This window comes from Halobacteriovorax sp. RT-2-6, assembly GCF_047085025.1.
GTDB lineage: Bacteria > Bdellovibrionota > Bacteriovoracia > Bacteriovoracales > Bacteriovoracaceae > Halobacteriovorax_A.
On the sequence record NZ_JBKIYH010000002.1, the window covers coordinates 739775 to 763874 of the forward strand.

25 protein-coding genes are annotated in these 24100 nt (G+C 36.4%); 12 read left to right on the plus strand and 13 right to left on the minus strand.

Going from position 1 to position 24100, the window contains the following annotated elements; translation table 11 throughout:
- Positions 1-24: 24 nt before the first annotated feature.
- The 3 genes from ACMAYS_RS12045 (at position 25) to ACMAYS_RS12055 (ending at position 2554) form a co-directional block, all read left to right on the plus strand.
- Entirely contained in the window at positions 25-753 is a 729-nt protein-coding gene (locus tag ACMAYS_RS12045; protein WP_103217933.1) for a hypothetical protein, read from the plus strand.
- On the plus strand, positions 728-1621 hold the full coding sequence (locus ACMAYS_RS12050; RefSeq protein WP_103217932.1) for a patatin-like phospholipase family protein: 894 nt from the start codon (positions 728-730) through the stop codon (positions 1619-1621). The genes ACMAYS_RS12045 and ACMAYS_RS12050 overlap by 26 nt, the downstream gene beginning before the upstream one ends.
- 63 nt (positions 1622-1684) lie before the next feature.
- A complete protein-coding gene (locus ACMAYS_RS12055) occupies positions 1685-2554 on the plus strand; it encodes a mechanosensitive ion channel family protein (protein ID WP_158246862.1) in 870 nt (289 codons plus the stop codon).
- Here ACMAYS_RS12055 and ACMAYS_RS12060 read toward each other — a convergent pair.
- From ACMAYS_RS12060 to ACMAYS_RS12070, 3 genes are all read right to left on the minus strand, one after another.
- Positions 2551-3585: a murein L,D-transpeptidase catalytic domain-containing protein gene (locus tag ACMAYS_RS12060; RefSeq protein WP_103217930.1), complete on the minus strand. Its 1035-nt coding sequence runs from the start codon at positions 3583-3585 to the stop codon at positions 2551-2553. The two genes, ACMAYS_RS12055 and ACMAYS_RS12060, sit on opposite strands and share 4 nt — an antisense overlap.
- An 88-nt stretch (positions 3586-3673) precedes the next feature.
- Complete coding sequence (locus tag ACMAYS_RS12065) at positions 3674-5089, minus strand: MATE family efflux transporter (RefSeq protein WP_103217929.1); 1416 nt, start codon at positions 5087-5089, stop codon at positions 3674-3676.
- A gap of 31 nt (positions 5090-5120) precedes the next feature.
- Positions 5121-6635, minus strand: coding sequence for a potassium/proton antiporter (locus ACMAYS_RS12070; protein ID WP_412463385.1), 1515 nt, complete (start codon positions 6633-6635; stop codon positions 5121-5123).
- Between the two features lie 177 nt (positions 6636-6812).
- Here ACMAYS_RS12070 and ACMAYS_RS12075 point away from each other — a divergent pair, with 177 nt between their 5' ends.
- Both ACMAYS_RS12075 and ACMAYS_RS12080 read left to right on the plus strand, forming a co-directional pair.
- On the plus strand, positions 6813-7301 hold the full coding sequence (locus tag ACMAYS_RS12075) for a hypothetical protein (protein ID WP_412463386.1): 489 nt from the start codon (positions 6813-6815) through the stop codon (positions 7299-7301).
- Positions 7289-7942 carry an O-methyltransferase gene (locus ACMAYS_RS12080; protein ID WP_103217926.1) on the plus strand — a complete coding sequence of 218 codons (654 nt, stop codon included), beginning with the start codon at positions 7289-7291 and terminating at the stop codon, positions 7940-7942. The genes ACMAYS_RS12075 and ACMAYS_RS12080 overlap by 13 nt, the downstream gene beginning before the upstream one ends.
- On the opposite strand, the gene ACMAYS_RS12085 is transcribed toward ACMAYS_RS12080, so the two are convergent.
- Together ACMAYS_RS12085 and ACMAYS_RS12090 are read right to left on the minus strand one after the other, a co-directional pair.
- Positions 7896-8897 carry an HAD family hydrolase gene (locus ACMAYS_RS12085; RefSeq protein WP_103217925.1) on the minus strand — a complete coding sequence of 334 codons (1002 nt, stop codon included), beginning with the start codon at positions 8895-8897 and terminating at the stop codon, positions 7896-7898. The genes ACMAYS_RS12080 and ACMAYS_RS12085 overlap by 47 nt on opposite strands.
- Positions 8898-8900: 3 nt before the next feature.
- A complete protein-coding gene (locus tag ACMAYS_RS12090) occupies positions 8901-9374 on the minus strand; it encodes a chemotaxis protein CheX (protein ID WP_412463387.1) in 474 nt (157 codons plus the stop codon).
- A 310-nt stretch (positions 9375-9684) separates the two neighbouring features.
- Here ACMAYS_RS12090 and ACMAYS_RS12095 point away from each other — a divergent pair, with 310 nt between their 5' ends.
- Positions 9685-10383, plus strand: a complete 699-nt coding sequence (locus ACMAYS_RS12095) for a YdiY family protein (RefSeq protein WP_103217923.1) — start codon at positions 9685-9687, stop codon at positions 10381-10383.
- An 8-nt stretch (positions 10384-10391) separates the two neighbouring features.
- On the plus strand, positions 10392-11216 hold the full coding sequence (locus ACMAYS_RS12100; protein ID WP_412463388.1) for a mechanosensitive ion channel family protein: 825 nt from the start codon (positions 10392-10394) through the stop codon (positions 11214-11216).
- Positions 11217-11251: 35 nt separating this feature from the next.
- Here ACMAYS_RS12100 and ACMAYS_RS12105 read toward each other — a convergent pair whose 3' ends face one another.
- Positions 11252-12592 (minus strand): hypothetical protein, encoded by a 1341-nt coding sequence (locus tag ACMAYS_RS12105; RefSeq protein WP_103217921.1) that lies wholly within the window; start codon positions 12590-12592, stop codon positions 11252-11254.
- Positions 12593-12759: 167 nt separating this feature from the next.
- Here ACMAYS_RS12105 and ACMAYS_RS12110 point away from each other — a divergent pair, with 167 nt between their 5' ends.
- A complete protein-coding gene (locus tag ACMAYS_RS12110; protein WP_412463389.1) occupies positions 12760-13449 on the plus strand; it encodes an RluA family pseudouridine synthase in 690 nt (229 codons plus the stop codon).
- On the opposite strand, the gene ACMAYS_RS12115 is transcribed toward ACMAYS_RS12110, so the two are convergent.
- The 5 genes from ACMAYS_RS12115 to ACMAYS_RS12135 form a co-directional block, all read right to left on the minus strand.
- Positions 13399-14151, minus strand: a complete 753-nt coding sequence (locus tag ACMAYS_RS12115) for a DNA-binding domain-containing protein (RefSeq protein ID WP_412463390.1) — start codon at positions 14149-14151, stop codon at positions 13399-13401. The genes ACMAYS_RS12110 and ACMAYS_RS12115 overlap by 51 nt on opposite strands.
- Positions 14148-14966, minus strand: coding sequence for a DUF692 domain-containing protein (locus ACMAYS_RS12120; RefSeq protein ID WP_412463391.1), 819 nt, complete (start codon positions 14964-14966; stop codon positions 14148-14150). Before ACMAYS_RS12120 ends, ACMAYS_RS12115 begins: the two co-directional genes overlap by 4 nt.
- A 3-nt stretch (positions 14967-14969) precedes the next feature.
- Positions 14970-15263: a hypothetical protein gene (locus ACMAYS_RS12125; protein WP_392993245.1), complete on the minus strand. Its 294-nt coding sequence runs from the start codon at positions 15261-15263 to the stop codon at positions 14970-14972.
- Positions 15264-15348: 85 nt separating this feature from the next.
- Complete coding sequence (locus ACMAYS_RS12130) at positions 15349-15966, minus strand: NrsF family protein (RefSeq protein ID WP_392993248.1); 618 nt, start codon at positions 15964-15966, stop codon at positions 15349-15351.
- The gene (locus ACMAYS_RS12135; protein ID WP_103217915.1) at positions 15956-16504 is read right to left on the minus strand and encodes an RNA polymerase sigma factor; all 549 of its coding nucleotides are present in this window, start codon (positions 16502-16504) and stop codon (positions 15956-15958) included. The genes ACMAYS_RS12130 and ACMAYS_RS12135 overlap by 11 nt, the downstream gene beginning before the upstream one ends.
- Positions 16505-16558: 54 nt before the next feature.
- On the opposite strand from ACMAYS_RS12135, the gene ACMAYS_RS12140 reads away from it, so the two are divergent.
- From ACMAYS_RS12140 to ACMAYS_RS12155, 4 genes are read left to right on the plus strand one after another with little or no spacing between them, the layout of a single operon-like run.
- Entirely contained in the window at positions 16559-16825 is a 267-nt protein-coding gene (locus tag ACMAYS_RS12140; RefSeq protein WP_103217914.1) for a hypothetical protein, read from the plus strand.
- A 12-nt stretch (positions 16826-16837) separates the two neighbouring features.
- Positions 16838-17155, plus strand: coding sequence for a DUF2288 family protein (locus ACMAYS_RS12145; protein WP_412463392.1), 318 nt, complete (start codon positions 16838-16840; stop codon positions 17153-17155).
- Positions 17155-17592 carry a DUF1499 domain-containing protein gene (locus tag ACMAYS_RS12150; protein WP_392993254.1) on the plus strand — a complete coding sequence of 146 codons (438 nt, stop codon included), beginning with the start codon at positions 17155-17157 and terminating at the stop codon, positions 17590-17592. Before ACMAYS_RS12145 ends, ACMAYS_RS12150 begins: the two co-directional genes overlap by 1 nt.
- Before the next feature lie 50 nt (positions 17593-17642).
- A complete protein-coding gene (locus ACMAYS_RS12155) occupies positions 17643-18728 on the plus strand; it encodes a hypothetical protein (RefSeq protein ID WP_103217911.1) in 1086 nt (361 codons plus the stop codon).
- Here ACMAYS_RS12155 and ACMAYS_RS12160 read toward each other — a convergent pair.
- Together ACMAYS_RS12160 and ACMAYS_RS12165 are read right to left on the minus strand one after the other, a co-directional pair.
- Entirely contained in the window at positions 18696-21017 is a 2322-nt protein-coding gene (locus ACMAYS_RS12160) for an RCC1 domain-containing protein (protein WP_392993260.1), read from the minus strand. The two genes, ACMAYS_RS12155 and ACMAYS_RS12160, sit on opposite strands and share 33 nt — an antisense overlap.
- A 167-nt stretch (positions 21018-21184) precedes the next feature.
- Complete coding sequence (locus ACMAYS_RS12165; protein WP_412463393.1) at positions 21185-24088, minus strand: hypothetical protein; 2904 nt, start codon at positions 24086-24088, stop codon at positions 21185-21187.
- Positions 24089-24100 lie beyond the last annotated feature (12 nt).

Sequence of the window (24100 nt, forward strand, 5' to 3'; positions counted from 1 at the left end):
TTGGCCAAGTGGTAGTACTAGAGCATGAAAGCGCTTCTTTTCATTCTTGTTTTCCTAAACTTGGCCCAAGACTCAATGGCCATGGAATGTTTTGAAGAGCATCTCGATGCGGCCATCTCTAGCAATCGCCAACGTCGTGAAATCTATTCAAAAATCTCAAATTCAGAAAGCAGGAAAATATCTAATAGCTTAATATTTGCAGAAAAGATCTCGCGTATCTATGCAAAGAGCTTAAATCTAAGTTTAGATAAATACAGAACTGCTGGTATTCCAATTCTTTGCCTTGATTTTATCGAAATGAGTAAGGCCCCAAAAATTGAAACAAAACTACATGCTCCTCGTTTAAAATATAGTGATATTGAATCAGTCGATATTAAAGAGCTTCGCTCCGAGCTATCCAAACAACTAAAAAATGAAGATTACTTAGGAATGGTTGAATATATCGAGAATGAGATCTCTGATAAAAGCAAATATGGAAATTACAATTGTATGCTAAAGCATGTTCTTGAATCACTTGGGCGCAGCTCATTTCTGACTCCCTTCTATATCGAACATGCCAATAAACTAGGTCTTAAATCACCAAGAAAGCTTCTAAACAAATATTTAAGAAAAAATATTTTCGCCCTTAAATACTCCCACTCTCTCGATAAAAAAGCCGCTTTTCTTCAAGAGAGAGGTATTACAATTTTATGTGGAGATGTCCCTCATATTCCTATAAGATTAGAATATGAGATGGAACTTTCTAAATACTAAAATTGGTCTTGCTCTTGGTGGTGGTGCTGCAAAAGGTATCGCACATATAGGCGTCTTAAAAGCTTTTGAGGAACAAAGAATTCCTATTTCCTACTTATCAGGAACAAGTGTCGGTGCAATAATCGCTTCCTATTACGCATTTGGTAAGAACTACGATGACTTCTTAGCATTGGCCAATAAGCTTAATTATAAAGATACAATAAGCTTAACAATACCAAAAAAAGGATTTTTTAGTACGAAGTCCATACGAGAAATGATCATCAAAGATTTAGGAGATGTGAATATTGAAGATGCAAGGATTCCCTTAGCAATTTGTACAACAGACATCTCAACTGGAGAGCAAGTTGTTTTCTATAAGGGTAATCTTGCGGATGCGCTCTGTGCTTCTGTCTGTGTTCCCGGTGCATTTATTCCTCAAGTAATCGATGGTAGAACTCTTGTTGATGGAGGTATCACAGAGAACGTTCCGGTTTCCCCTCTAGAAGATATGGGCGCGGGTATTATCGTTGCGGTGGATTTGAATGGTGTACAAAAATATCAGGAGCCAGATGATACATTTGCGATCATAAGTAATGCTATGGATATTGCAATAGACCTTAGAACAAGGGAGCAAATTCAAGATGCTGACATCATCCTCTCTCTCGACTTAAGTAAATACAACAGACTCGATAATTCAAAGTGTATTAAAGAGTTAATCAATGAAGGCTACGGGCCAATGACTCAAAATCTTTCAAGCTTAACATGGTATCGCAGGGCAAGTTATATTGAATTTTTTAAGAAGCTTATAATCGAAACAATTCCATTTAAGGTTCCTAAAGTCATTTCAAATCTTTATAAAGAAAAGCTTGCAAAGATTTCAATCAAATAAGCTCCTTTTTTATTTCTTTTAAATACGATAAAATTTAGGGAAATAATTTAAATGGAGTTTACATTGTTTGATATAAATAGAGTTTTTACACTTATTTCTGGAAAGTTAACTTTTTGGTACGAAGCATTTATTAAGAATATTCCTAATTTGATCGTTGCTATCGTCGCTCTATTTGTTTTCTTCTATCTTGGAAAAACTCTTCGAAACTTAGTTAAGAAAGTTCTCCAAAAAGTTTCTTATAAAAAATCAGTTAACGAGATTCTTGGAACAACGACAAATGTCATCGTTATCGTCGTCGGAATATTTACAGCACTAGAAATTATCGGTCTTGAAAAAACCGTTACATCAATTCTTGCAGGGGCCGGGGTAATTGGTTTGGCCTTAGGTTTTGCCTTCCAAGAAATTGCTGCAAACTTCGTTTCAGGTGTTCTGATTGCTTTTCGTGAGCCTTATCAAATTGGAGATATTATCGAAATTGATAAGATCGTTGGTCAGGTTACAAATATTGAATTAAGAACGACGGGGATTACAACATATCAAGGTCTTGAAGTCTTTATTCCAAATAAAGATATGTTCACAAAACCTTTTATCAACTACACAAGTACCCCGCAACGTCGAGTAGATATCTCCGTTGGAGTCTCTTATCATGATGATTTAGAGAAAGTAGAAAAAGTTACTAGAGAAGCACTAGAGGCAATCGAAGGAAGACTTGAAAATGTTCCAGTCGAAGTGTTCTTTGAAGAATTTGGGGCCAGTTCAATTAATCTTACGGCAAGAGTTTGGATTCACTACAAGACAGGAGTGGCCTTTTACAAAGCACGACACCAAGCTGTTATTAATATTAAAAAGTACTACGATCAAAATGGTATCTCAATTCCATTTCCAATTCGTACAATTGAGTTTTCCAATCCACTTGATGTTAATAAGGGCTAATCACGTCCTGTACACATTCTTTCCCAACCCTTAACATCGCCCAGGGCCTTGTTATAATCACTACGGCATCCTTCATTAGGAACATATGAATAATAGAGGGAGCCGTTGCTGATTTTCTCCATGATCTCTCGCCCCTCACCTGGTACGAATGCAGGACAACCAAAGCTTCTTCCCATAATATTACCGCGGTTATAATAAGCCTCATGCATCACAACACCTTGCGATCGGGCCTTATCATTTACACCTTTTGAAAGACCATCTAATCGCATACCGTTATAATTTCTTCCAGATGCTTTGAAAGTTGGCCATCCTCTCTCACCTTTTACTCTTTCGTCGTGACTACTAGACATATAGAATTCACCTGTCTTAAAAAAGCCTGGTCTCGTCATCGCCCATTGGTCATGTTGAGGTTTCGCCCTTGCAGGAACACGACAGCGAACTAACCTTCCAACATGATTTGATGCCCTAGTCACTCTACCACTATCAGCAATTGTTGCATCAGCGTAAGTAACTCCTTTAACTTTTCCACTACCATGAGAAACCTTATAACTTTTCACATCACCAGTTTTCATATCAAGTAGAAAAAAGCGTTTCCTTTTAGAATTCTGAGAGTAGTCAGCAATAGTTATGTAATTTTTATTCTTAAACTTATTCTTATTCTCTTTATAATAAAGAAGTGACTGCTTAAGTGCCTCGATAGGAACACCTTGATCGATAAATCTTTGATAAAATTGGCAATCCTCTCCTCTTGCGGCAGCTTCTGCTAACTTAAGTCCTTCTTCAAGAACTCTCTTTGCCTCAGGAGCGTGATTATCTATAGCTGTATTTGGATTACAAGTGACGGCACTTTCAGGATTTGAAACAGGGTCCATTTCCATATCTTCAATTGCTTCATCGACGACATTATTAACTTGATTAGTGACTTCTTCGACATAGTTTGAGGTTGAAATTTTCTCGTAAGTATTAACAACAACGGCATCAGCATAAGCCTGTACGGCCAGCATACAAAGCATCAAGTAAACCTTTCTCACCGTCTCCCCCCTCTCAAAGAAATCTCTCAATACCTTATCGGAGGACTAGGTTACTTACTTAACAATTATTCTTTATATTCCAGTGAATTCAAGAAATTACACCATCTTCAACAATGGTCTCTTCTATTACCTTTCGCTCTTCTTCAGTAATTGGATCCGTTAGATTCTTAATCCATCGATTCTGTTTAATAATAAAAATCGCAATGGAAGCACCAAGAATATTACCTACAACAAATGACAAATAGATTCCTGTTTGGCCAAGACTTGTATGCTTTGAAAGAACATAAGCAATTGGAAAACGAATGACCCATAAAGAAACGATGGCCACCATCATCGAGATCATCGGACTTCCTCCCCCTCTCATGGCACCAGAAGCAACCTGCTGTACACCTATTAGACCGAATGTGAGAGCGATGATACGAATAAACTTCGCCCCTTCATTTATAACTTCAATTTCATTCGGTACAAAAATCTGAAGTGTTTGTTCAGCAAATATGAAAAAGCCTATTCCAGCAATTGATAAAGCAATGAATATTACCCATAGCGCTTGACTCGTAACAACTTTCGTTCTTTCAATTTTTCCCGCACCTATATTTTGACCTACGAGAGTTGAGGTCGCCATCGCAAAACCAAGACTAGGAATAATCATTAAAGTTAAAACTCGAATTCCGATTCCGTAAGCAGCAAGAGCAATATCACCGAAAGTTGCAATTAGAAAAGTCATAACCATCATGGCCATGGCCCTTGAGGACTGTTCTGTCGAAGCAGGAAAGCCAAGATATATAATTCTTTTGGCCAAAGAAAGATCAAAAGAGATTTTTGTGAAATCAATTTTTATTCCCCCCTTACCTTTTGCTAGTAAATAAAGTCCAATAACTGCTGATAAACCTTGGGTACAAATAGTCGCATACGCTGCTCCATCTACACCATAAGCTTTAATAGGCCCATATCCCATGATTAGGATTGGATCAATGATGAAGTTTAATATGACAGAGAATAGAACAATATAAAATGGTGTCTTAACATCTCCAACTCCTCGATATAGAGATTGAAACATCATGTAGAGATAACTAAAAATCAAACCAATAAATGAGATTCTTAAATACGATATTGTTATATCTTGAATATCCACGGTCGGTGTCATCGCGCGAATGACATAAGGAATAACTGCGTAGGCAACACCTGCTAATAAAGCCGAAGTAATAAGAATAATAAATAAAGTATGAAGACATACTTTTGAAACCATCTTAGTATTTTTTTGACCAGTATACTGAGAAACAAGAATTGTACCAGAAACAGCAAAGCCTGCGCCCATTGAAATTAAAAGAAAGATAACAGGAAAAGAAAGAGAGAGTGCTGCGATAGCGTTTGTTCCTAAACGCCCAACCCAAAATGTATCCGTAAGTTGATAGGCCGTTTGTAGAAAATTGGCCATTACAATTGGTATCGATAATTTAAACAAAGACTTGATGACAGATCCTTGTGTAAGATCACGAGCTTCCACAAATATCCTTTAGTTAGTGACCTAACTAATTTTAGGCCGCATGTAACTCTTGTGTATCATCATCCTCTTCATCTAAATCTTCAATCTTTTTTTTTACGAAACACTCTTGAGCCGCTTCTAGATCCTCTTTTAGTTTAGTCACTAAAAGAATTTTATCCCCTTTTTCAAAAACTGTTGCACCATCTGGAATAATAAATGCACCATGTCTTTTAATAAAGAGAACGATTGCCCCTGTCGGAAGTCGTAGATCGACAACCCTGTGCTCAACCGCATAATCTGTTTGTCTAATTTCTAGTTGAACAATACCATGCTTTGTTTGCTCCAGTAGTTCCAGATCCACAGGAAAGTTTGTTTCATCTTCTTGCTCAACAATAAGACCTAATTTCTTTGCTACAAACTTTAAAGATGAACCTTGCATTAGAGCTGAAACAATTACAACGAAGAATACAATATCAAATAAGACGTGTGCTTTTTCTCCGATATGTGTAGCTGCAAAACTTGCAAAAACAATTGGTGTTGCACCTTTGAGCCCTGCCCATGAGACAAAGAGCTTTTCATTTAAGTTAAAACGACTCTTAACTAAACATAGGAAAACAGTTATTGGCCTTGCTGCAAATGTCAGGAAGCAAGCAATGAAAAGTCCAGCTGGAGCGATTGAAAGCAGACGACTTGGAAATACAAGTAGCCCTAGCATAATAAAGAGTCCAATTTGAGAAAGCCAAGTAACTCCATCAAAGAATAGTGATAGTAGGTTCTTGTGTAGAATCTTTCTATTACCAATCATCATTCCAAATACATAAACAGCTAAGAATCCATTTCCACCTAACTTCGTTGTCAAAGAGTAGCCAAGAAATAACATGGCCATTGTTAGAGGTGGATACAGTCCGTTAAAATCTAGTTTAACCACATTATTGATTAAGATGAATGAGCGAGCAGTTACCCAACCACCAATTAGACCAATAATTGGATTTGAAATAAACATGATTGCTGTTGTTTTAACGTCCCCCATTCCTTGTTCAATAAATCCAATGATGACTGAAACAAGAAAGTAGGCCATAGGGTCGTTACTTCCCGATTCAAAACGAAGAATATTTTTAACATCACCAACTTGTGCAGTTGGATCTTTAAAAGCAGAAAAGACCGCTGCCGCATCTGTTGCCGATAAAATGGCACCAATGAGTAGTGATTCAAGTAAACCTAAGTCCGTTACAAGATGTGTGAAACCACCCACAAGAAATGTTGTGAGCATGACACCAATTGAAGAAAGAACAACACCTCTCCCAAAGTCCCTCTTAACTTTACTAAATGGAGTTTCAAAACCTCCATTAAAAATAATCAAGCATAAGGCCACTAAACTTAGAGAGTGAGTTAACTCATAATTGCTAAAATTGATTCCACCAATTCCGTCAGAACCGGCCATCATTCCTATGAAGAGAAATAGTACTAGAACAGGCAGACCAAAACGGCTTGAAGACTTACTAAGCACAATACTTAAAAGAAGTAAGATTGAAGATGCCAATAGAAAATTATTTAAAAACTGCTCCATAGGACTGGGCTTATCGGAGAGATTTCTTAAAACTTTAGTAAAAACATCGGGTTATTTACTTTTTTTAAGATTGGCCCGTCAAATTTTCATACTAACTTTACTCTTTGCCAAGACAGGAGTATGAAAAGGAGAATTAATGTTTTACTCATCAAACAAAAGTGATAAAGGACCTCATAAATGAAGACACTCCTGCTTACAATTCTATTTATTTCAAATACTTACGCCTCAGACGAGATCATTCCAAGTGCCACGGATATGAAATTTGTCACTGAATTTACAACTTTTGCGTGCAAGAGCTTTCGCGATAAAGTCGCTGCACCAAATGAGATAGCGGGACTTGATATTTCATTTACGAAACTAGGTATTTCCGATTCGACGAGAAGAATTATTCTTGATGTTGAGTCAAATGATGGTCAATGCTTTTATAGTGCAGACTTTTCAAGACAAAAAGGATTTAAGAGATTAGATTTTGAAACATCATATATGACAAATACACCAGAGTGCATGGTGCTAAAAGAACAACTCGATCGTTATATTTCGCCTGGATTTAAATATATCATTAAATACAATGCATATATTTCTATGCTATTCTTATCGAAAGAATTAACTAGCGTTTGTGATGAAATAAGCGGAAATAAACTTATCGAGTTTCAGTGGAAAATTTAAAAGAGATTGAAAAATATTGTTTAAATAAATCAAATATCCCAAGTGATCTTTGCGTTGAGCTGGGTGATTATACAAAAGATAATCATCCACTTGGACGCATGATTTCGGGAGAACTGGTCGCTTCCCTTCTGGGCTTCTTTATTCGCTCAAATAATTACAAGAATATTTTAGAGATCGGTACTTTCACAGGCTATTCGGCCTTGGCCATGGCAGAGAATATTCCTGTTGATGGAAAAGTGATTACCATTGATAAGAATAAAAAAATCAATACTTTTGCAAAGTCTTACTGGGATCGTAGCGAAGTAGGTAAGAAAATCGAAGCTCGCTTCGGTGATGCTAACTTAGTTCTAAAAGAGTTAGCAGGACAAAGCTTTGATTTAATTTTCATTGATGCCGACAAAGGAAGTTATAAGAACTACTTAGAACTCTCTTTAGAACTACTCAGTGAAAATGGTATGATTGTTGTGGACAACGTTCTTTGGAATGGCAAGGTCGCTTCTGATATTGTTGACCCTGAGGATAAGACAACCAATGCGCTCATTGAATTTAATAACTATATTGAATCGAGAGATGATCTTTATAAGACCATGCTCCCTATTCGCGATGGCCTTTATCTGATTCAGAAAAATAAATCTGCTTAAAATCTTTTTTCATACTAATTAGATTTACAAAGTATTTATCACCTTCAGTTAGAACCTTATCAAGTTTACCAACGTGTGATTTTCTATCATAGGCAAACTCACGTGCACTATCATCGTGATGAATAATACCAACAAATGACTTATATTTTGAATTTAAAGTAGCATACTTCCCCATTGCAAAGTCCCCATCTGAATTCCCTAAAACAAATACAGGAACTTTTCCAATATGTTCTAGAATACCGACAGGCTTATTTTCTTTGTCATTTAAAAAAGCAAGCTTTGCCTCATTTTGAAATTCGACTTTTCCATTTTCAGAAAACTTCTTACCAAACTTTGTTCCAACAATTTGATATGAAGGAAGGTCGTATACAATATTATTTAGAACCCTAACAAAGTGTGTTCCCCCACCTGTTACGATAAAAACTTTAAAACCAAAATCTTCAAGCGTTCTCATTAGCTCAACACTTGGAGCGTAGATCAGCTCTGTGTATTTCTTATTTAACTTTGGGTGCTTCTTAGTCTCTAACCACTTTGCCATGTATTCCATATACTCGTCATTAGTAACACCAGCTTGCATATCAAGTAGGGCCTGATAAAGCTTGCCCTTATCTTCAACATTAGGAAACTGCTTAAGGACTTCATCAACTAAGGCATTTGGTCGATCATACTTTCCAACAATGATGTCTTTATAGAAGTCTAACAACGCAATAAATTGAACATACATCGGGTACTCGCCCCAAAGTGTTCCATCATTATCAAAAACAGCAATTCTTTCACTAACAGGAATAAAGTTTTTAGATTTTTCATCAGAAATATCTTTCAAATAAGTTTTAATCTTATTTGTTACCGCAGTATCATTCCAATATTTTAAATCAGCTTTAGGCGCTACATTTTTGTTACATGAAATAAATAGAAAAATAGATAGAAAGGAAATTAGAAATATTTTTTTTTGCATTAATTACTCTTCGATTGTTAGGCTCATATAAAATACTTGTTTATTCATACCAACAGGAAGCTCAAATGGAATCGTAACAGTTCTTGGTCCTGTTATTCGATCATTCTTAATACTCTCCCCTATGATTACTTCCGGTGTTGTTCTTTCAACAGTAAGTCCTGTTATTTTATTAATGTCAGCTTTGGCCTGACCTAAAACCATATTAACAAATTCAGCAGCTGAATCTGAAATATCCTTATTTAGCTCTGTCTGGTTTTCAGAAAACATTGTGTTATAAATAGTTAAAAAACTATCCTTATTAAAACATAGTGCTAACTCTCCGTTAATCTTTTCACTACTAATTCCAATAAGTCCTACAATATCAACAACATCCTTGAATTCATAATTTGGATGGACCTCTCCTGCCAGAAGAGGGATATTTAGTTGCTTTTTAAACACTTCAAGTAAAGCGTTTAAAAAAGGTTCGATTAACTCCATTACAGCTCCAATTTCGCAATTAATTAATTTTAATTGAGAAAAACACTTCCTACAAACATTTACTCCATTTTGCCGATAATCCCACTATTATTAATCTAGTTTTTTTATCAGTCTTTAAGCTTCTGTAATTGTTGGCCAAATAATTACTAGTTTCAAATAAGCATTATCTCAAACCAATGATTATTGGCATTATTTTGCTAAAGGTTGAATTGTACAAAAAAGTTAATCGTAGTTAAGATAAATAGACAGAATTTAGGATAATTATTATTAACAATGAACATAGAATAGTTTTTTTAAAAAGGATTTTGTTATGAAGAAATTACTATTTTTGGCCCTTATCGTAGGCCAATTTACTCATGCACAATTTAAATCAGAAGATGAAGTAACATTTATTGCTTCTGGTGGAAATACTAACAAAAAGACATATGACTTTGCATCACGTAACTCTTATAAATGGGATACCAATACCCTGACTTTTAATGGGACATACTCTTATGGTGAGTCCGACGAAATTGTTGATGATGAAAAATGGAGTGCCCTACTAAGACTTGATCACGTACTTTCAAAAAATGTAGATATCTATCTTGGCGACTTATTTGAGTCGGATCGCTTTAAAGGTTTTTGGGCCAGAAATAACATGGAAATAGGTTTTAAGTATAAGTTCTACGATCAAGATGATTATAAAATGTTTGCTGAACTTGGTTATCGTTATACAAGAGAAAATTTTGTTCAAAATGAGCCAGATAGCCACGAACAAAAACTGCGTGCGTATTATGAAATTAGTAAGGAACTTCGAAAAGGTGTGAATGCTCGTTACTGGCTAGAATATATTCCGAGTCTAAAGAATAGTGAAAATTACATTATTAATATGGAGCCATCTATTCGTATGTTAATTAATAGTACTTTTTCTTTAAAAGCTGGTGTTATTTGGGAATACGAAAACGAGCCAGTTGAAGGAAGAGATCAACACGATTACAAAACAACAATTAGTCTTTTGGCGAATTTTTAGGAGAATAAATGAAAGAATTATTAAATGAAGCCAATATTGAAAAATTAATGAATCATGCTGCTGAGTATGGAATTCAATTTATCAAAGTAATTGTCGTCCTAATTATCGGACTTAAAGTTATCAATTTCATCGATAGATTAGTTGATAAAGCGCTACAAAAGAAAGAAGTTGAATTATCTCTAAGAGGTTTTATCACTTCAATCGTAAGTATTGCTCTAAAAATTGGACTATTCATCACTATCATTGGAATGGTGGGAGTTAAGACAACGAGTTTCATTACAATGCTTGGTGCTGCAGGTCTTGCTTTTGGTATGTCTCTACAAGGAGCTCTTGGTAACCTTGCTGGTGGTGTACTTATTCTATTCTTTAAGCCATTTAGAGTTGGAAATGTAATCGAAGCTCAAGGGTTTATTGGTAAGGTAAAAGAGATTGGACTATTTTGCACAATCTTAAATACTGCAGATAATAAAACTGTCATTCTACCAAACGGATCACTTTCATCTGGAAGTATTGTAAACTACTCAGCTGAAGGAATTAGACGCGTTGATATGACTTTTGGAATTGGGTACGGAGACGATATCAAGAAGGCCAAGGAAGTTCTAATCAGACTTACAAAAGAGCATCCAATGGTACTTGATGAACCTGAAGCTGTCGTTGCAGTTGCTGCTCTTGCAGATAGTTCAGTTAACTTTGCTGTTAGGCCATGGGTAAAGTCTGCGGACTACTGGCAAGTTATGTTTGATATGCATGAGAATGTAAAACTAGAGTTTGATAAAGAAGGGATTACGATTCCATTTCCTCAAAGAGATGTTCATATCTATCAAGAAAAATAATCACCATAATAAATACAAAAGGTTCTTTGCTTTGCTTAGAACCTTTTTTCTATACCAATTCCTAAGTAGTGCTGAATATCTAAATTACGATTAAGAAAAGACTTTCCATAATTCTCGTATTGGCGAGTATACTGATCATCTTCAATTCCCATACCCGCTTTAATATAGATAACAGACTTTTTCGTTGTATAGACATTTGTTTTAGCTTCAACACCATAGTAATGATTTAATTCACCTTCTTGTGTATATTGGCCGTCATAGTAGAAACGAGTTTCTACCGCTGGAAATTTACCGTTACTATCTTGTGGCTTGAAGTTAACTTTAAACTCGCCACCTAAGCCGACATAATTTTCGTTTCCACTAATATGAGAAAGTTGTCCACCAGTATAGATTTGAGAGGTTGTTGAAATCGTCCCCTCTTCATTTTTATAATCATAGATCTTTCCAACCTTAAAATGTGCTTTTGGTGATACCACTTGATCCATATGACCGTAGTTCTTATACTGAACCGTTCCCGCGGACTTAGACATTTTATGCCACGCTCTTTGCGTATTCATCGCAAGCCCATTGTCGTCAAGGATTGTTAAACCTGCTCCAAGTTGGACAAAGCTCTTTTTATCATCACCTATTAATCGATAAACACTAAGGTCAATATCGTCTCTATTTAATCCTTCTTGATTCCATGTACCGTCGTCGTTTTGATAGCAGAACCTCTCGTATAAACGTCCATGGATTTCAACGACTCCACAAGATTTTTCAACAAGTTTAGTATAGGCCCTCGAGTTATAGCTAAATAGGACCTCACCATTTTCAAATTTTAACTTAGCTGAAATTTTTGCACCAAAAGTCAGACCTCGATCATCTCCTTCAATACCATCACGCTCATTGAAGTTAGTTATCCCAAGGGCCATTAATCCACCATGTAATGGATTATCATTTGAAGTATTTAATTCAAACTCGGCACCCTCAAGTTCTCCAAGGCCAAAGAAGCCTTCTTTCTTAACATCAAGCTTTTCTATTTCAATCTCTGCCGTATAAGCAACTTGGTCATCTCCGATATTAATTCTCGAATCCCCACAGCCATAATCATCTGCCTCATTAATTTTTGAAGCAACGGCCAGACTCTCCTGTAAAATTTCTTCAGGAGCGGGAGCTGAAAGATGGTACGTTTTCTTTACCATTTTTAATCTTCTTTCGACTTCCCCGTGATCCTCGATAGGAATACGATGAAATTTTTCGAGAATTAAATCGTTGTAGCGAAATCTTGAATATTCTGAAACTGATTTTTCATCTCTAAAGATAAATTGATCTTTACTGCGGTCATACGAAATCGTTGTCGCTCCATTGCGATAGAGAACACCCGATTCAGATGCCATGGAAGGCAGCGAAAGGCCCACACATATAAATAAAATAAAAAATAGTTTCTCTCTTAATATTCTCACATCTCACATATCGGTAACTTATAAGCAGTACCTTAGTAAAAGAGTAAGACTTCCTAAAATTTCATATACTTACCTCGATCAAATCTGATATATATTTACTCGTGAAGAATAAAATCCAAGTCCTATTTGAAGATGATCACTATATAGCGGCCACAAAGCCAAGTGATCTTTTAGTCCACCCTTTTAAGGCCAGAAGCTCTGATCGAAGAAGTCTTCTAAGATCGCTAAAGAAACAAACAGATATTTATCTCTTTCCTATTCACAGGCTTGATAAACCAGTTTCAGGAGTTGTTCTTTTTGCAAAGTCAAAGGAAGCAACAAAGCTCATGAAGGAACAATGGAATAGTGACAATGTATCAAAGCACTATGTTGCAATGGTTAAGGGCGTAGCGGAAGAAGAAGGCGTGTACGACTTTCCAATTAAAACAGACAAGGGTATTCAAGATGCGAAGACAGCATTTAAAAGACTCGCTACAAATGAAGAGTACAGTCTTGTTGACATTGAAATCTTCACAGGTCGCCAACATCAAATCAGAAAACACTTTTCTCGTCGTATGCACAATTTAGTTGGTGATGCGAAATATGGCCATTCGTCGATTAACAATCAATTTAGGAAAGATTATAAGTTCTACCGAATCTTTCTTCATTCTTATAAATTATGTTTTAAGCATCCAATCACTCAAGAAGATATCGTCATCGAGTCCCCAGTAACAGAAGACTGTCTTAATATAGCCAACGATTTATTTGCCTTTGATCTCGGCAATATAACCAAGAAGATTGAAGAAAACTGACCACAAAGTTGGATCACTTAATTTATCCTCCTCAATTTCTTCGACAGCTTCAAGGATTGTTTGATGATTCTTTAAGTTTGTAATGAGTTCAAAGATCCCCTCTGAGATCACTTGAATCTGCATTTTCTCATCTCTCTTATAGAGAATTGTTAATTCATTATTTTGAATATCATGATAACTCTTGTCACTATCACCTTTTCTCATTTGCCAAAGCTCAGATAACTGAACTTCACTAGAAAAAAGAGAGAAAGTATCTTTTAAATTTAAAGGAATTTCAAAAATTCCTTCTCCAAATTCTTGAGGAATAAACGATTTTGAATTGTCTCTTTGATGAAATAAATTCCAAAATCTTTTTTCAAACTCTGCGAGTTCTCTAATAAAAGAAACTTCTTTTACACGTGAAGAAATAAACTCGGGAAAGTCATCTCCATAATGAAGTAGATTTGTAAATTCAGATGGCCTAGACTCAACATAGGCCAGTGAAATATCAAGGAAGTCATCATCGCCTATAACAAACCAACATGTTTCAAAATTATCACCAATAACTTCTTGTAAGCGTGCACGATAGTCATTTTGGTAAACTTCCATCACTTGTTCATTTGATAATTCACCAATAGGAATCATTTCATTCATAATATCGTGAGATATATCTTTCGAAAGAACACCCTTCAGGAACTTATTTTGAAAATCATGATGATTCATAATAAGGCTCCTTCAAAAATCTCTTTTGCTTTTAAGACTTCTCTTTCTAAAACTGGGAATTCAGGAATGTCTTCATCCCATTCTAGAAGAATTGGAACATCAAATTTATGGCAATACTTTTTAAACAATTGCCACACCTCGGCGTGAACGGGATGAGAATGAGTATCAAAAAGATGTGTACCTAAGTCAGAGTAACCAGCAAGATGTATTTGAGAAACATTCTTGGTCTCAATTGTTTCAAAAAATTCAGCTGCATCAAATTTTTGGTTTACTGCATTTACGTAGACATTATTAAAGTCTAAAAGAATTTTACAGCCACTTTTATTGGCCAATTCATTTAAGAACTGGGCTTCACTCATTGTCGATTTATTTAAAGTAAAATAGGCCGATAGATTTTCAAAGGTCATCTCTCTTGCGTAAAAGTCTTGAACTCTCATTACCTTATCAGCAATGAATTCAAGATTTTCCTTAGTATACGCAAAAGGCAAAAGATTGTGTAAATTTGAATGGGCATGCCCTGTCCAACACATATGATCACTCGTCACGAAAGGGTCGAAGTTATCATATAGCTCTTTTGCCTTTTTCATATAATCGAAATTTAATTCTTCACTAGAGGCAATTGATAAAGAGACTCCGTGAAACGCTATTGGATAATCGGCCCTAATCTTCTCAAGCATTTTATATGGTCGCCCGTAAGTTCCCATATAATTTTCGAGAAGAGCTTCAAACCACTCGACACCTTCTTGTGACTTCGAGTGTTCACTTTCCAAATATGGAAAATGTGTATGTCTTAATCCAACACCGTACTTTTGCATTTCTTACCTTGCAGCTACTTTTCCGCCTTTAGCTTCACACTCATCTTTTGTAAGTTTAATTAGGCCTTTACCTTTACAAGAGTTTTGTCCACCACACTTAAGCTCTGCTTGACATCCGTTTTTTCCATTACAAGCATCAACTTTACCGTGGCAAGCCCCTTGACCTTTACAAGAGTTTACTCCGTAACACATAACTTCATTAGCAGCCGTTTCTGGCATCTTAGTTTCTGTTCCCGTACATGAAATCATTAGACCAGCAACAGCGGCACCCATTAATAGTGACTTTTTAGAATTCATAATATTCTCCTTTATTTTTTTTAAGAAGCTAAATTCCTTCTTACTCAATTATTCGAATATAAAATTAAAATTGTTACATTCTACTTTATTTTTTTGTAAATTTAAAAATTATCATACCTAAAGTTGTAATAACCAAGATTGGTAGATAATGAGAAATAACTAGATGCTTTGTCGAAAATGAACAACCAAAGTAAAGAATTACTAATGGGATCATCCCACTTGTTAATAAGCTTGTCGCTACAGTTGCATTATTAAAAGCGATAAAGCCTTTCTTAAGCATATAGTAATTGTGAGCAAATCCAATAATCATAAGAACACTCAATTCTTGATAACAATTTGCTCGATGCTCATGGGCCGAATCAAGGCCAATAGGAAATAAAAGATTAAAGATAATAAGAGCGAATAAAATAATAAATGGTACGAAAATAAGCTTTGCTTTCTTCTCACTTAATAGACCAGGTACAGTATTAGCAAAACCAAAGTAAGAACCAATGGCAAGTGCAATTAGGGCAACAATTACTTGGATTATAAATTGTGCATTTTGCATATACTTAAAGTCAATTGGTGAACTAATCGAAATTGCAATTAAACTAATCGCGACTTGTGGAATAAGCCAAAAGAATGTCCTAAGACTTGGCGATGCCAATCTCTTTACTGGCCTCAAGTCACTTACTAATGAATTTATTAACTTTTCATTTTCCATTATTAATCCTAACCGCTTTTTTTAGCTTTGCCATAGCACGAGAAATTCTCGTTCGTGTCGCAGCCTCGCTAATTCCGAGCTCTTGTGAGATTTCCTTCGTTTTTAACCCTTCAAGTTTTGCCATGAGAAGCGGTTTACTCAATTCGTCAGTTAGATACTTTTCAATCAACAGCTCTAGCTGCTGCTCGAGCGCAACTCTTTCTATTGTATTATTCGATGCATTAGCCTCTTTTGTGACGGCCTCATCAAATATTTCTTCTCTTTCTTCTAATTTCGTGTATTTACGAATGTAATCGATTATTCGACGTTCAATAATACAATTAATCCAAGGCATTATCGGTCGATCTGGCGAGTATGTCGGTAGTGAATGATGAATACTTATTAAGATTTCCTGACATATATCGTCGCGATGTGACTCGTTAAAAACCTTAAAAGAAACAATGCGTTTTATTGTTTGCGATACGGTTTCCAAAAAGACGTGATAAGCCTGTGCATCACCGCTTTGGGCAAGAATAACAAGTTTCTTTAAATCATTCACAGAGCAATTTTAACATAGTATATTTATAACGAAACTAAATCATGAGGTGTATTTTTGAAAATTTATCATATTGTTTGGTCGATGATTGCCGTTCTTGCTTTCCTCTTTATCCTAACTCCATACTACCGTAAGAAAGAAGAAAAAAAGAATAAACTAGAAAGAGAATATTACTCTCTTCTTAAGAACGAAATCGACAAAGAAGATCCTTCTAAAGAATTAATTGAAGCAGCAAAAAAAGTTCACACTTCTAACTACATCGACACTGATGAAAAGTTAATTGCTCAAATTAATAATGATAAGAAAATGATGAAAGCAATTTAATAGGAAATTAATATGAACGATGAAAATAACAATGAGAACCTATTAGACAGATTAGCTAATGATATTGATGATGCAAAGTGGGACTTACTAAAGCCTCACCATGAAAGAGAAGCATTATTCATGATAACTGATGAACTTGAGCTTACGGCCGTAGGATTTACAATGGCGCGTGACGAAGTTGAATATATTAAGAAATGGCTTGCTGATGAACAGATGTTTCGTCCAACAGATGAACAAATCACAATGTGGGAAGAAGAGAACACTGAATTCCAATACCTAATAGTTCAGCCGTATGTTTTAGTGAAAATTAAAAGAGAAGGACTAATTTAATGAAAAGACTCGCTAGACTATCAGTGATTATTGCTGTTCTTTTAACAACAGCATCATGCTCAAAGGAATTTCTAATTCAAGAGTCTTCGAGTCTAGATAATTTTACTTGTCCATCCATCGACAACTGTCTTTCTTCTAAAGAGAAGAAAGCATCTTCAAGTTATATCATGCCTTTTAAAATGCTAGGGGCAACTCCTGAAGAGAATATTGAAAAGATTGCAAGTGTCATCAGAAAGATTGGTGGCTATCAAATCGAAAGAAATGAGGTCTATTTAAAGGCCACAAATGAAGAAGTTCAACTTGAGTTCATCTTTAACGAAGCTGCAAAGCAGATTGAAGTACGCTCTCAAGTTTTGAAACAAAGTTTCTTCTCATATAATCAAGGAAGAAAGGATATTGAGGCGGTTCGCTTTAACTTCTTTCAAGGCAATTTCTAGCCATTTATACCTAGTTAAAGACATAGTTAAGATATGTTAAAATTTCTTCAGTGAAGAGATTTATCCTACCCATATTCCTACTATTATCATCAACTACTTTTGCCGCTGTTGACACTGGCGATGGTAGTGATCTTTCGTGCAACTGGACAGGATTAATCCCAAGTGGGACTTATAATTGTACTGACTTAACGACAACAGGTGCTCTTACAATCACTGGAAATAATCCACTAATCATTAAAGTTCAAGGTGACGTTACAATTGCTCACACAATCTCAGTAGCAGAAGGCCTTGCTGGAGGCTATGGTGCAGGATTAAGTCCAGTAGCATTTCCAGGATCAGAAGGATCGAGTGCAACGGATGCAGCCTGTGGTGGATCAAGCTTTTCAGATATTGGCGGTAGTGGTGGTGCCGGTGGCTCCCATGCAACCCTTGGTGGAAATGGTGGCTCAGGTGTTTCTTCAGGACCAGTTGATGGATCGGACACTCTAAGTGCCCCTGGTTCCACATCTGTAACATATGACTCAGCTTTAAATCTTGAAGCACAAATGCTTGGTGGTGCCGGTGGCGGAAATGGCGGAGGTGGCTGCGAGCAAGGTGGTGCGACTGAAACTGGTGCAACTCCAGGAGGAAGCGGAGGTGGAGTCATTCATATCGCCGCAGGTGGAGATATGTATATCAACGCTCCTATTCTGGCCAATGGTGGAGCTGGACAGCCGGGCACAACTTCTGCCAACGGAGACTCTGGTGGCTCAGGTGGCGGCGCCGGTGGAGTTATCTTCTTACAAGCAGTTGGTAATATCGAACTCAATGCTGCTCTCGATGCTTCTGGTGGAACAGGTGGAGCCGCAGGTGGAGTTTTAGGAAGGGCCGGTGGAAATGGCGGAGACGGGATCATTCGTCTTGATGAAGTTGATGGAGTCATTACAGGAGTTGGTGGTTCTTACTCACCTAACCCAACGATAGTAACCCTTGGAGCAAACGGTTTTGAAACTCTTCAATCTGGAATTGATCCTGGCTGCGCTGTGAGAGAAGATATGACACCGAATAATGAAAGTATACTCGGTGCCATCGTTCTTATGATTTTATTATTTGGAATTAATTTCTTAAATATTAAAAAGAGCAAGGAAGTTTGCTAATACAGGTGACTCATCATCACCGATAGAATCTGTATTTCCATTACCAAGTTGTCCCTTACTACCATTACCAATACATTTCACGAGACCTTCATCAGTTGTTAAGAAACAATGATGATTAAGTCCACCTGAAACTTGTGAAACGCTCTTTCCAAGTTCAATTGCTGGAAGGTTTGCAAGATCACCTGTAATCTTGGCCGTGCCAACTTGACCTAACTTACCAGAAGTTCCGTTACCCCAACACTTTGCATCTCCAGCTTTAGAGAGAGCACATGTTGCAGTGTTTGAAGCAACAACTGAGGCAACTTCAAAACCTAAGTCTAGAGCAGTATGATTATCTAAAGTTTCATTATCACCCATTGCTTCACTTGTTCCATCTCCTAGCTGACCTTGAGAATTATTCCCAAAACAATATACTGTCGAATCAGAAAGAAGTGCACAAGTATGGATACCACCAGTTGTAACTGCAATTACTCCTTTCGGCGTTGGAGTGGCCAAGCTTGGAGAATTCACATTGTCAGTATTTCCTAGGCCAAGCTGTCCGTGAGTCCCACGTCCCCAACACTTAAGAGTACCACCAGATAAAATTGCACAGGCATGGAAACTCATCGAAGAAATATCCATTTGAATGGCCTTTGCCCCTAAAGCAACAAGATTACCCTGAGCTGGAGTTTCATCATCTCCAATTATTTCAGTATCACCAGTCCCAAGCTGACCATAATAGTTTTGCCCCCAACAACGAACATCACCTGTCGTTAGAAGAGCACAGTTATGATAAGTACCACCATAAAGCTTTCTTACAATTCCACCAATTTCAGTATAGCCGTATTCTGATAATTGTTCGTCATCACCTAAAGTATCAGTTGATGCCATCCCTAATTGTCCATAAGTATTGTCACCAAAACACTTAACTTTATTAGATTCAGTTAGAATACACGTGTGAAGATTTCCTGCAATGACTTGTAGTGCAAGCTCTCCGTTTAAATCAATGGCCGGAATCGAATCAATTCCCTCATCATCACCACGATTAACAGTATCACCTTGTCCTAACTGACCTTTAGAGTTATCTCCCCAACACTTTACTTCACCATTTGCAATAAGAGCACAAGAGTGTGAACCACCTGCTACAATTTGAATAACCTGTTTTGTAACTGAAGGCTTTTCACAGTATTGAACAGCTGCAATTGAAAATGGACCTCGCTCCTCATTGAGTGAAACAATATTCAGTTCAGTATCGTATGAATACTGTACTTCTTTTCCATCAACAAAAGTTCGAATCGTATTCGTATCAATATTCGTTACTTCTAGGTTAAATGAATTAACTGGATCAATACGTGACATTGCTAGTGTACCTAGTTTAGATAACCCATCTCCGTATTCACCAGTTGCCATGTCGACAGTGAATCCACCACCGAATTCAACAAACTCTTTATAACCATATCCAATTTCGTTTTCTCCACCAAATGGAATAGTACTTAGATTGTTATAAATAACACCACCTGTAACAAGTGGACGATCTGTATAACGGGCCTTTAATTTATCTAGAACACTCTTAGGAGTTACGATTTGTGTTTCACCATCAAAACATTCAGTAAGACGTGAACGATCCTCACCACCTTGAGGGTCAGGAACAGGTGTTACACCTTCCGGATAAATCGCACAAATATCTTGCTCATCAGCGACAAATACAACCACAAGAGCTGCATCTTCTCTAAAGAAGCCTTGTCCTTGAATAGAGCTATAGTAATCGTCTTCTAGTGCACGATTAAGAGATGCAAGTCCGGCCTCCCCACCATCAGTTCGATAGTCTCCAGCTGGGTTCTCCATTTTTGTTCTTAAGTGTGTTTTAATCTCTTCAATTGTTAATGAACGATTTGAAAGAATTGTCGGCTCCGTCGACTTTGTATAAAGCTTACCAAAGTGTGTCGATCCAGACCCATGCCCCAACATAACTGCGATATTTACATCAGCGGCCGATGGAAGAACATCTAAGAAGGCATTAAATCCTTCTGCAATTTGCGCTCTTTCAGAAATAATTGAAGCAGAAGTATCTGGGATAACCAGAATATCTATATTTCTCGTAATATCTTCTTCTTTAGGTGCATACACATCTTGGTAACAAGCTACATCAAGATTTGGAAGCGTTGGTAGATCTGCTCCCGGTACATTTACTAAATCCTCAACTTCATCTTGTGGAACACAAGATGAAGCAACCAACATAACCCCAACGAGAAAAGCAAATAGCTTTACCGAATATAAATGTGAATGTGGCCTTTTACTTTCTCTTTTCAAAATGCCCTCACAAGTTCAAGTTTAAACCTGCTCTAATTATAAAACGCCCATCGGCATGCCCCGAAAATGGCCTTACTTTTATTCATTATCAATAACTTAGAAGGGAATATTAAGATTATTGGGCCAAAAATCTGGCCCATATACTGGTCAGTCTATAAAATATATTTTCAAAAACTATACTGAAGTTTGAAGGCCATCTTATCAAGCGTGATACTTGGGTCATCTTTTTCAAGGGTCTGATATTGGAAACCAACCTGATATTTATTATTAATCTGATAGAGTGCCTCTGCATTAAGGCCAGAAAAACCAAGGATGAAATACTCTGCTTTTATCTTAATTTTTTCAAATTCATAAATACCGCTTATACCAATATTGAAAGTAAACTCAGCATTTGAAACAACTTCACTTCCCTCATAAGCAAGGGTACTTCGATAATCAAAAGCAACTGCCGCACCATATTTGAAGCGAGGGAGCTTCTTTAAGGGCATGTGACTGCTAACTTTTAAGCGCGTTTGATTAAATGCTAGATCATCAAAAACAACACCACTTGAATGACGTAATTCAAAATCAGTTACAGCGACCTTAAAATCTTTCTTAAGGCCAGCATAAAATGAGATCAAGTTCATATCATCAACGACAATTTTCTTTCCATTACTAATGGCTTCATAATTTGTTTTTTCAGGAGCGTAGCCTACATACCAATTTTTTTCTTTCTTATTACCTGTAGTAAAAATCTTTTTTCTACTGTTTTCTACTTTGGCAATTTTTTTACTTAAAACATCAACTCTTCTTTTTTTAGAATAGATTACGTCCTTCTTTTCAATGGCCTTAACGCGCCAATAAAAGCTTTCTGCTAATTTATTTCTAAAAGTATAAGTTGTTTTATTTCCAAGAGGTATTTCCTTAATATTTGTGAAATACTTATCTTTTGAAATTTCGATAAAGAATTTATCTCCACGAACTTGGTCAAACTTCATCTCAACAATATCACCTTCATTAATAACAAGGCCGTGTCTTGGAGAAACGAGATCAATCCCCTTTGCTCCACCAAACTTTTTTGTAATGATTAAATCCTCAAGCGCAGAAAATGGACTTTCCTGGTTCCAATAATCAATTGCAGAAACTCTCCACTGGAAGTTACCTGTTAGATAGTCATCCCACTCATAACGATTATTCTTAACTTTCTCATCAACGATAATTTTTTCACCATCAAGAATCTGTATACGATACTCTTTAACATCACTTACAGGCTCCCACTTAAGTTCAATCTTCTCTTGAGCAAATGCCTGATCAATTAGTAAATTTACGATGGCAATTGGTAGTGACTGCCTAATAACTTGAACTCTCTTTTCGACCTTATCAATACGAGGCGCTTTTGGTGGCGGCGGAGGTACAATAATTATTTTAACGGGAGGAACAAATTTATTTTCCTCATTCTTAACACGCCAATAGTGAACACCAAGTTCCTTAATAAGTAGCTTAGTATTACTTTCAGTGGTCTTTATAGATTCTTTAATAGCACTAAAATTACGATCGCGAGAGATCTCAACAATGAACTCATCACTCCCCTGTTGCTGCCATGTTAAATCAATAACATCACCTGGCTTTTTAACAACTATCTTACGTCCTTGTTCAAGAGCACTATTGTCATTATCAAAAGTAACAACATATTTATTTTCATTTGAACGAGCAATCACTTCATTATTTAGGACATACTCCAATGACCAAAAATATTCTCCACTTTCATTAACACTAGTAGAAAAAGAACTCCCAGCAACCAGTTGTCTTTTGCCATTTAAAACTAGATAAGTACTAACCCCACTAAAGAGATCTTGAGTTTCCCAAGAAAATTTAACAGTACCATCATTATAGAAATAATATTCTTCGCCATTAAATGGTCTCTTTAAAACAATATCTCCAGGCTTTGCAACGGCCTTTATTAGAACAGGATTAGAAAAGAGCGCATAAGGATGCGTCTCACTTTTATTTCGATAAGAAAGTTCATACTCACCAACTTCCTCAAAAGAAATTTTCAACTCACCTTCATCATAATCAAAATCTTCCCAAACTTTTCCATTAATCATTAATTCGATATTTTCAAATGCTTGAGTATAAATGAGCTTCTCTTTATTCACTAAAACGGTGTTTTGAATCTCATCGAGGTTTTCAAACTCAGGGACAACTTCATAGATAACTTCAAATGACTTTTCCGTTGAAACATTACTTTCATCACTTACCTGCCAATAGTAACTGCCTTGAGCTAAATTCTCTAACTTAAGTTCGAGTCCATTAACAGTATGTGCTTCTCCGTTTTCAAAAGCTTCACGAGAGTTTGAAATGTATAACTTTTCTACTTTTTCATTAAACTTAAATGTAATTTTATTTTTTTCATTAACATAGAACACATCACCATCAACGGGAGAAAATTCGCTTGGCCAGCTCTGCTTAATAGTATAGCTCTCATCAGTAAGCAGTACTCTTACACCCTTTTCAATGGTTTCTTCACGATCGCCTAGTCTTACGCTTGCCTTACCATCAAGAACAGATAACTCTTTATTACCATTTGTATTTGAAATCTTAATCTTCGAATCATTTGAAGTGATCTCATAGATCTGATCACCTACTTTAACAACAAAGGCTTCACTTGCATTATTAAGAGTAGCAAAGATAACACCTTGTTCGATATTAAGATTAATTCCATCTGTTTCTTGTGTGATTTTAAATAGACTCTCTTCGGAGACTTTAATGCGGTTACCAGAGCTAAATTCCAACTGAGCAGTAGAATCTCTATCTGTGAAAATACGATCATTATGGAAAAGTGCTTCGTTTGAACCAAGATCATGCCAAGAGAAATTATCAAAACTTCTTCTTCTCACATCATTTTGTAATTCGAAGACTTGGCCTAAAGTAATGCGCTCCCCACCCATGATTGGTGGAATATATGATGTGTTAAAAACTTGGTTGCCGGCAAAGGCCGCAACACAAAGGCACATCAAGATTAGAAATGTATCAACTAATGAATTTAGTCGCCCCAAAATTGTTCCTGGTACTCTTTTCTCATTCTTGCGCATGACGCAAATCGT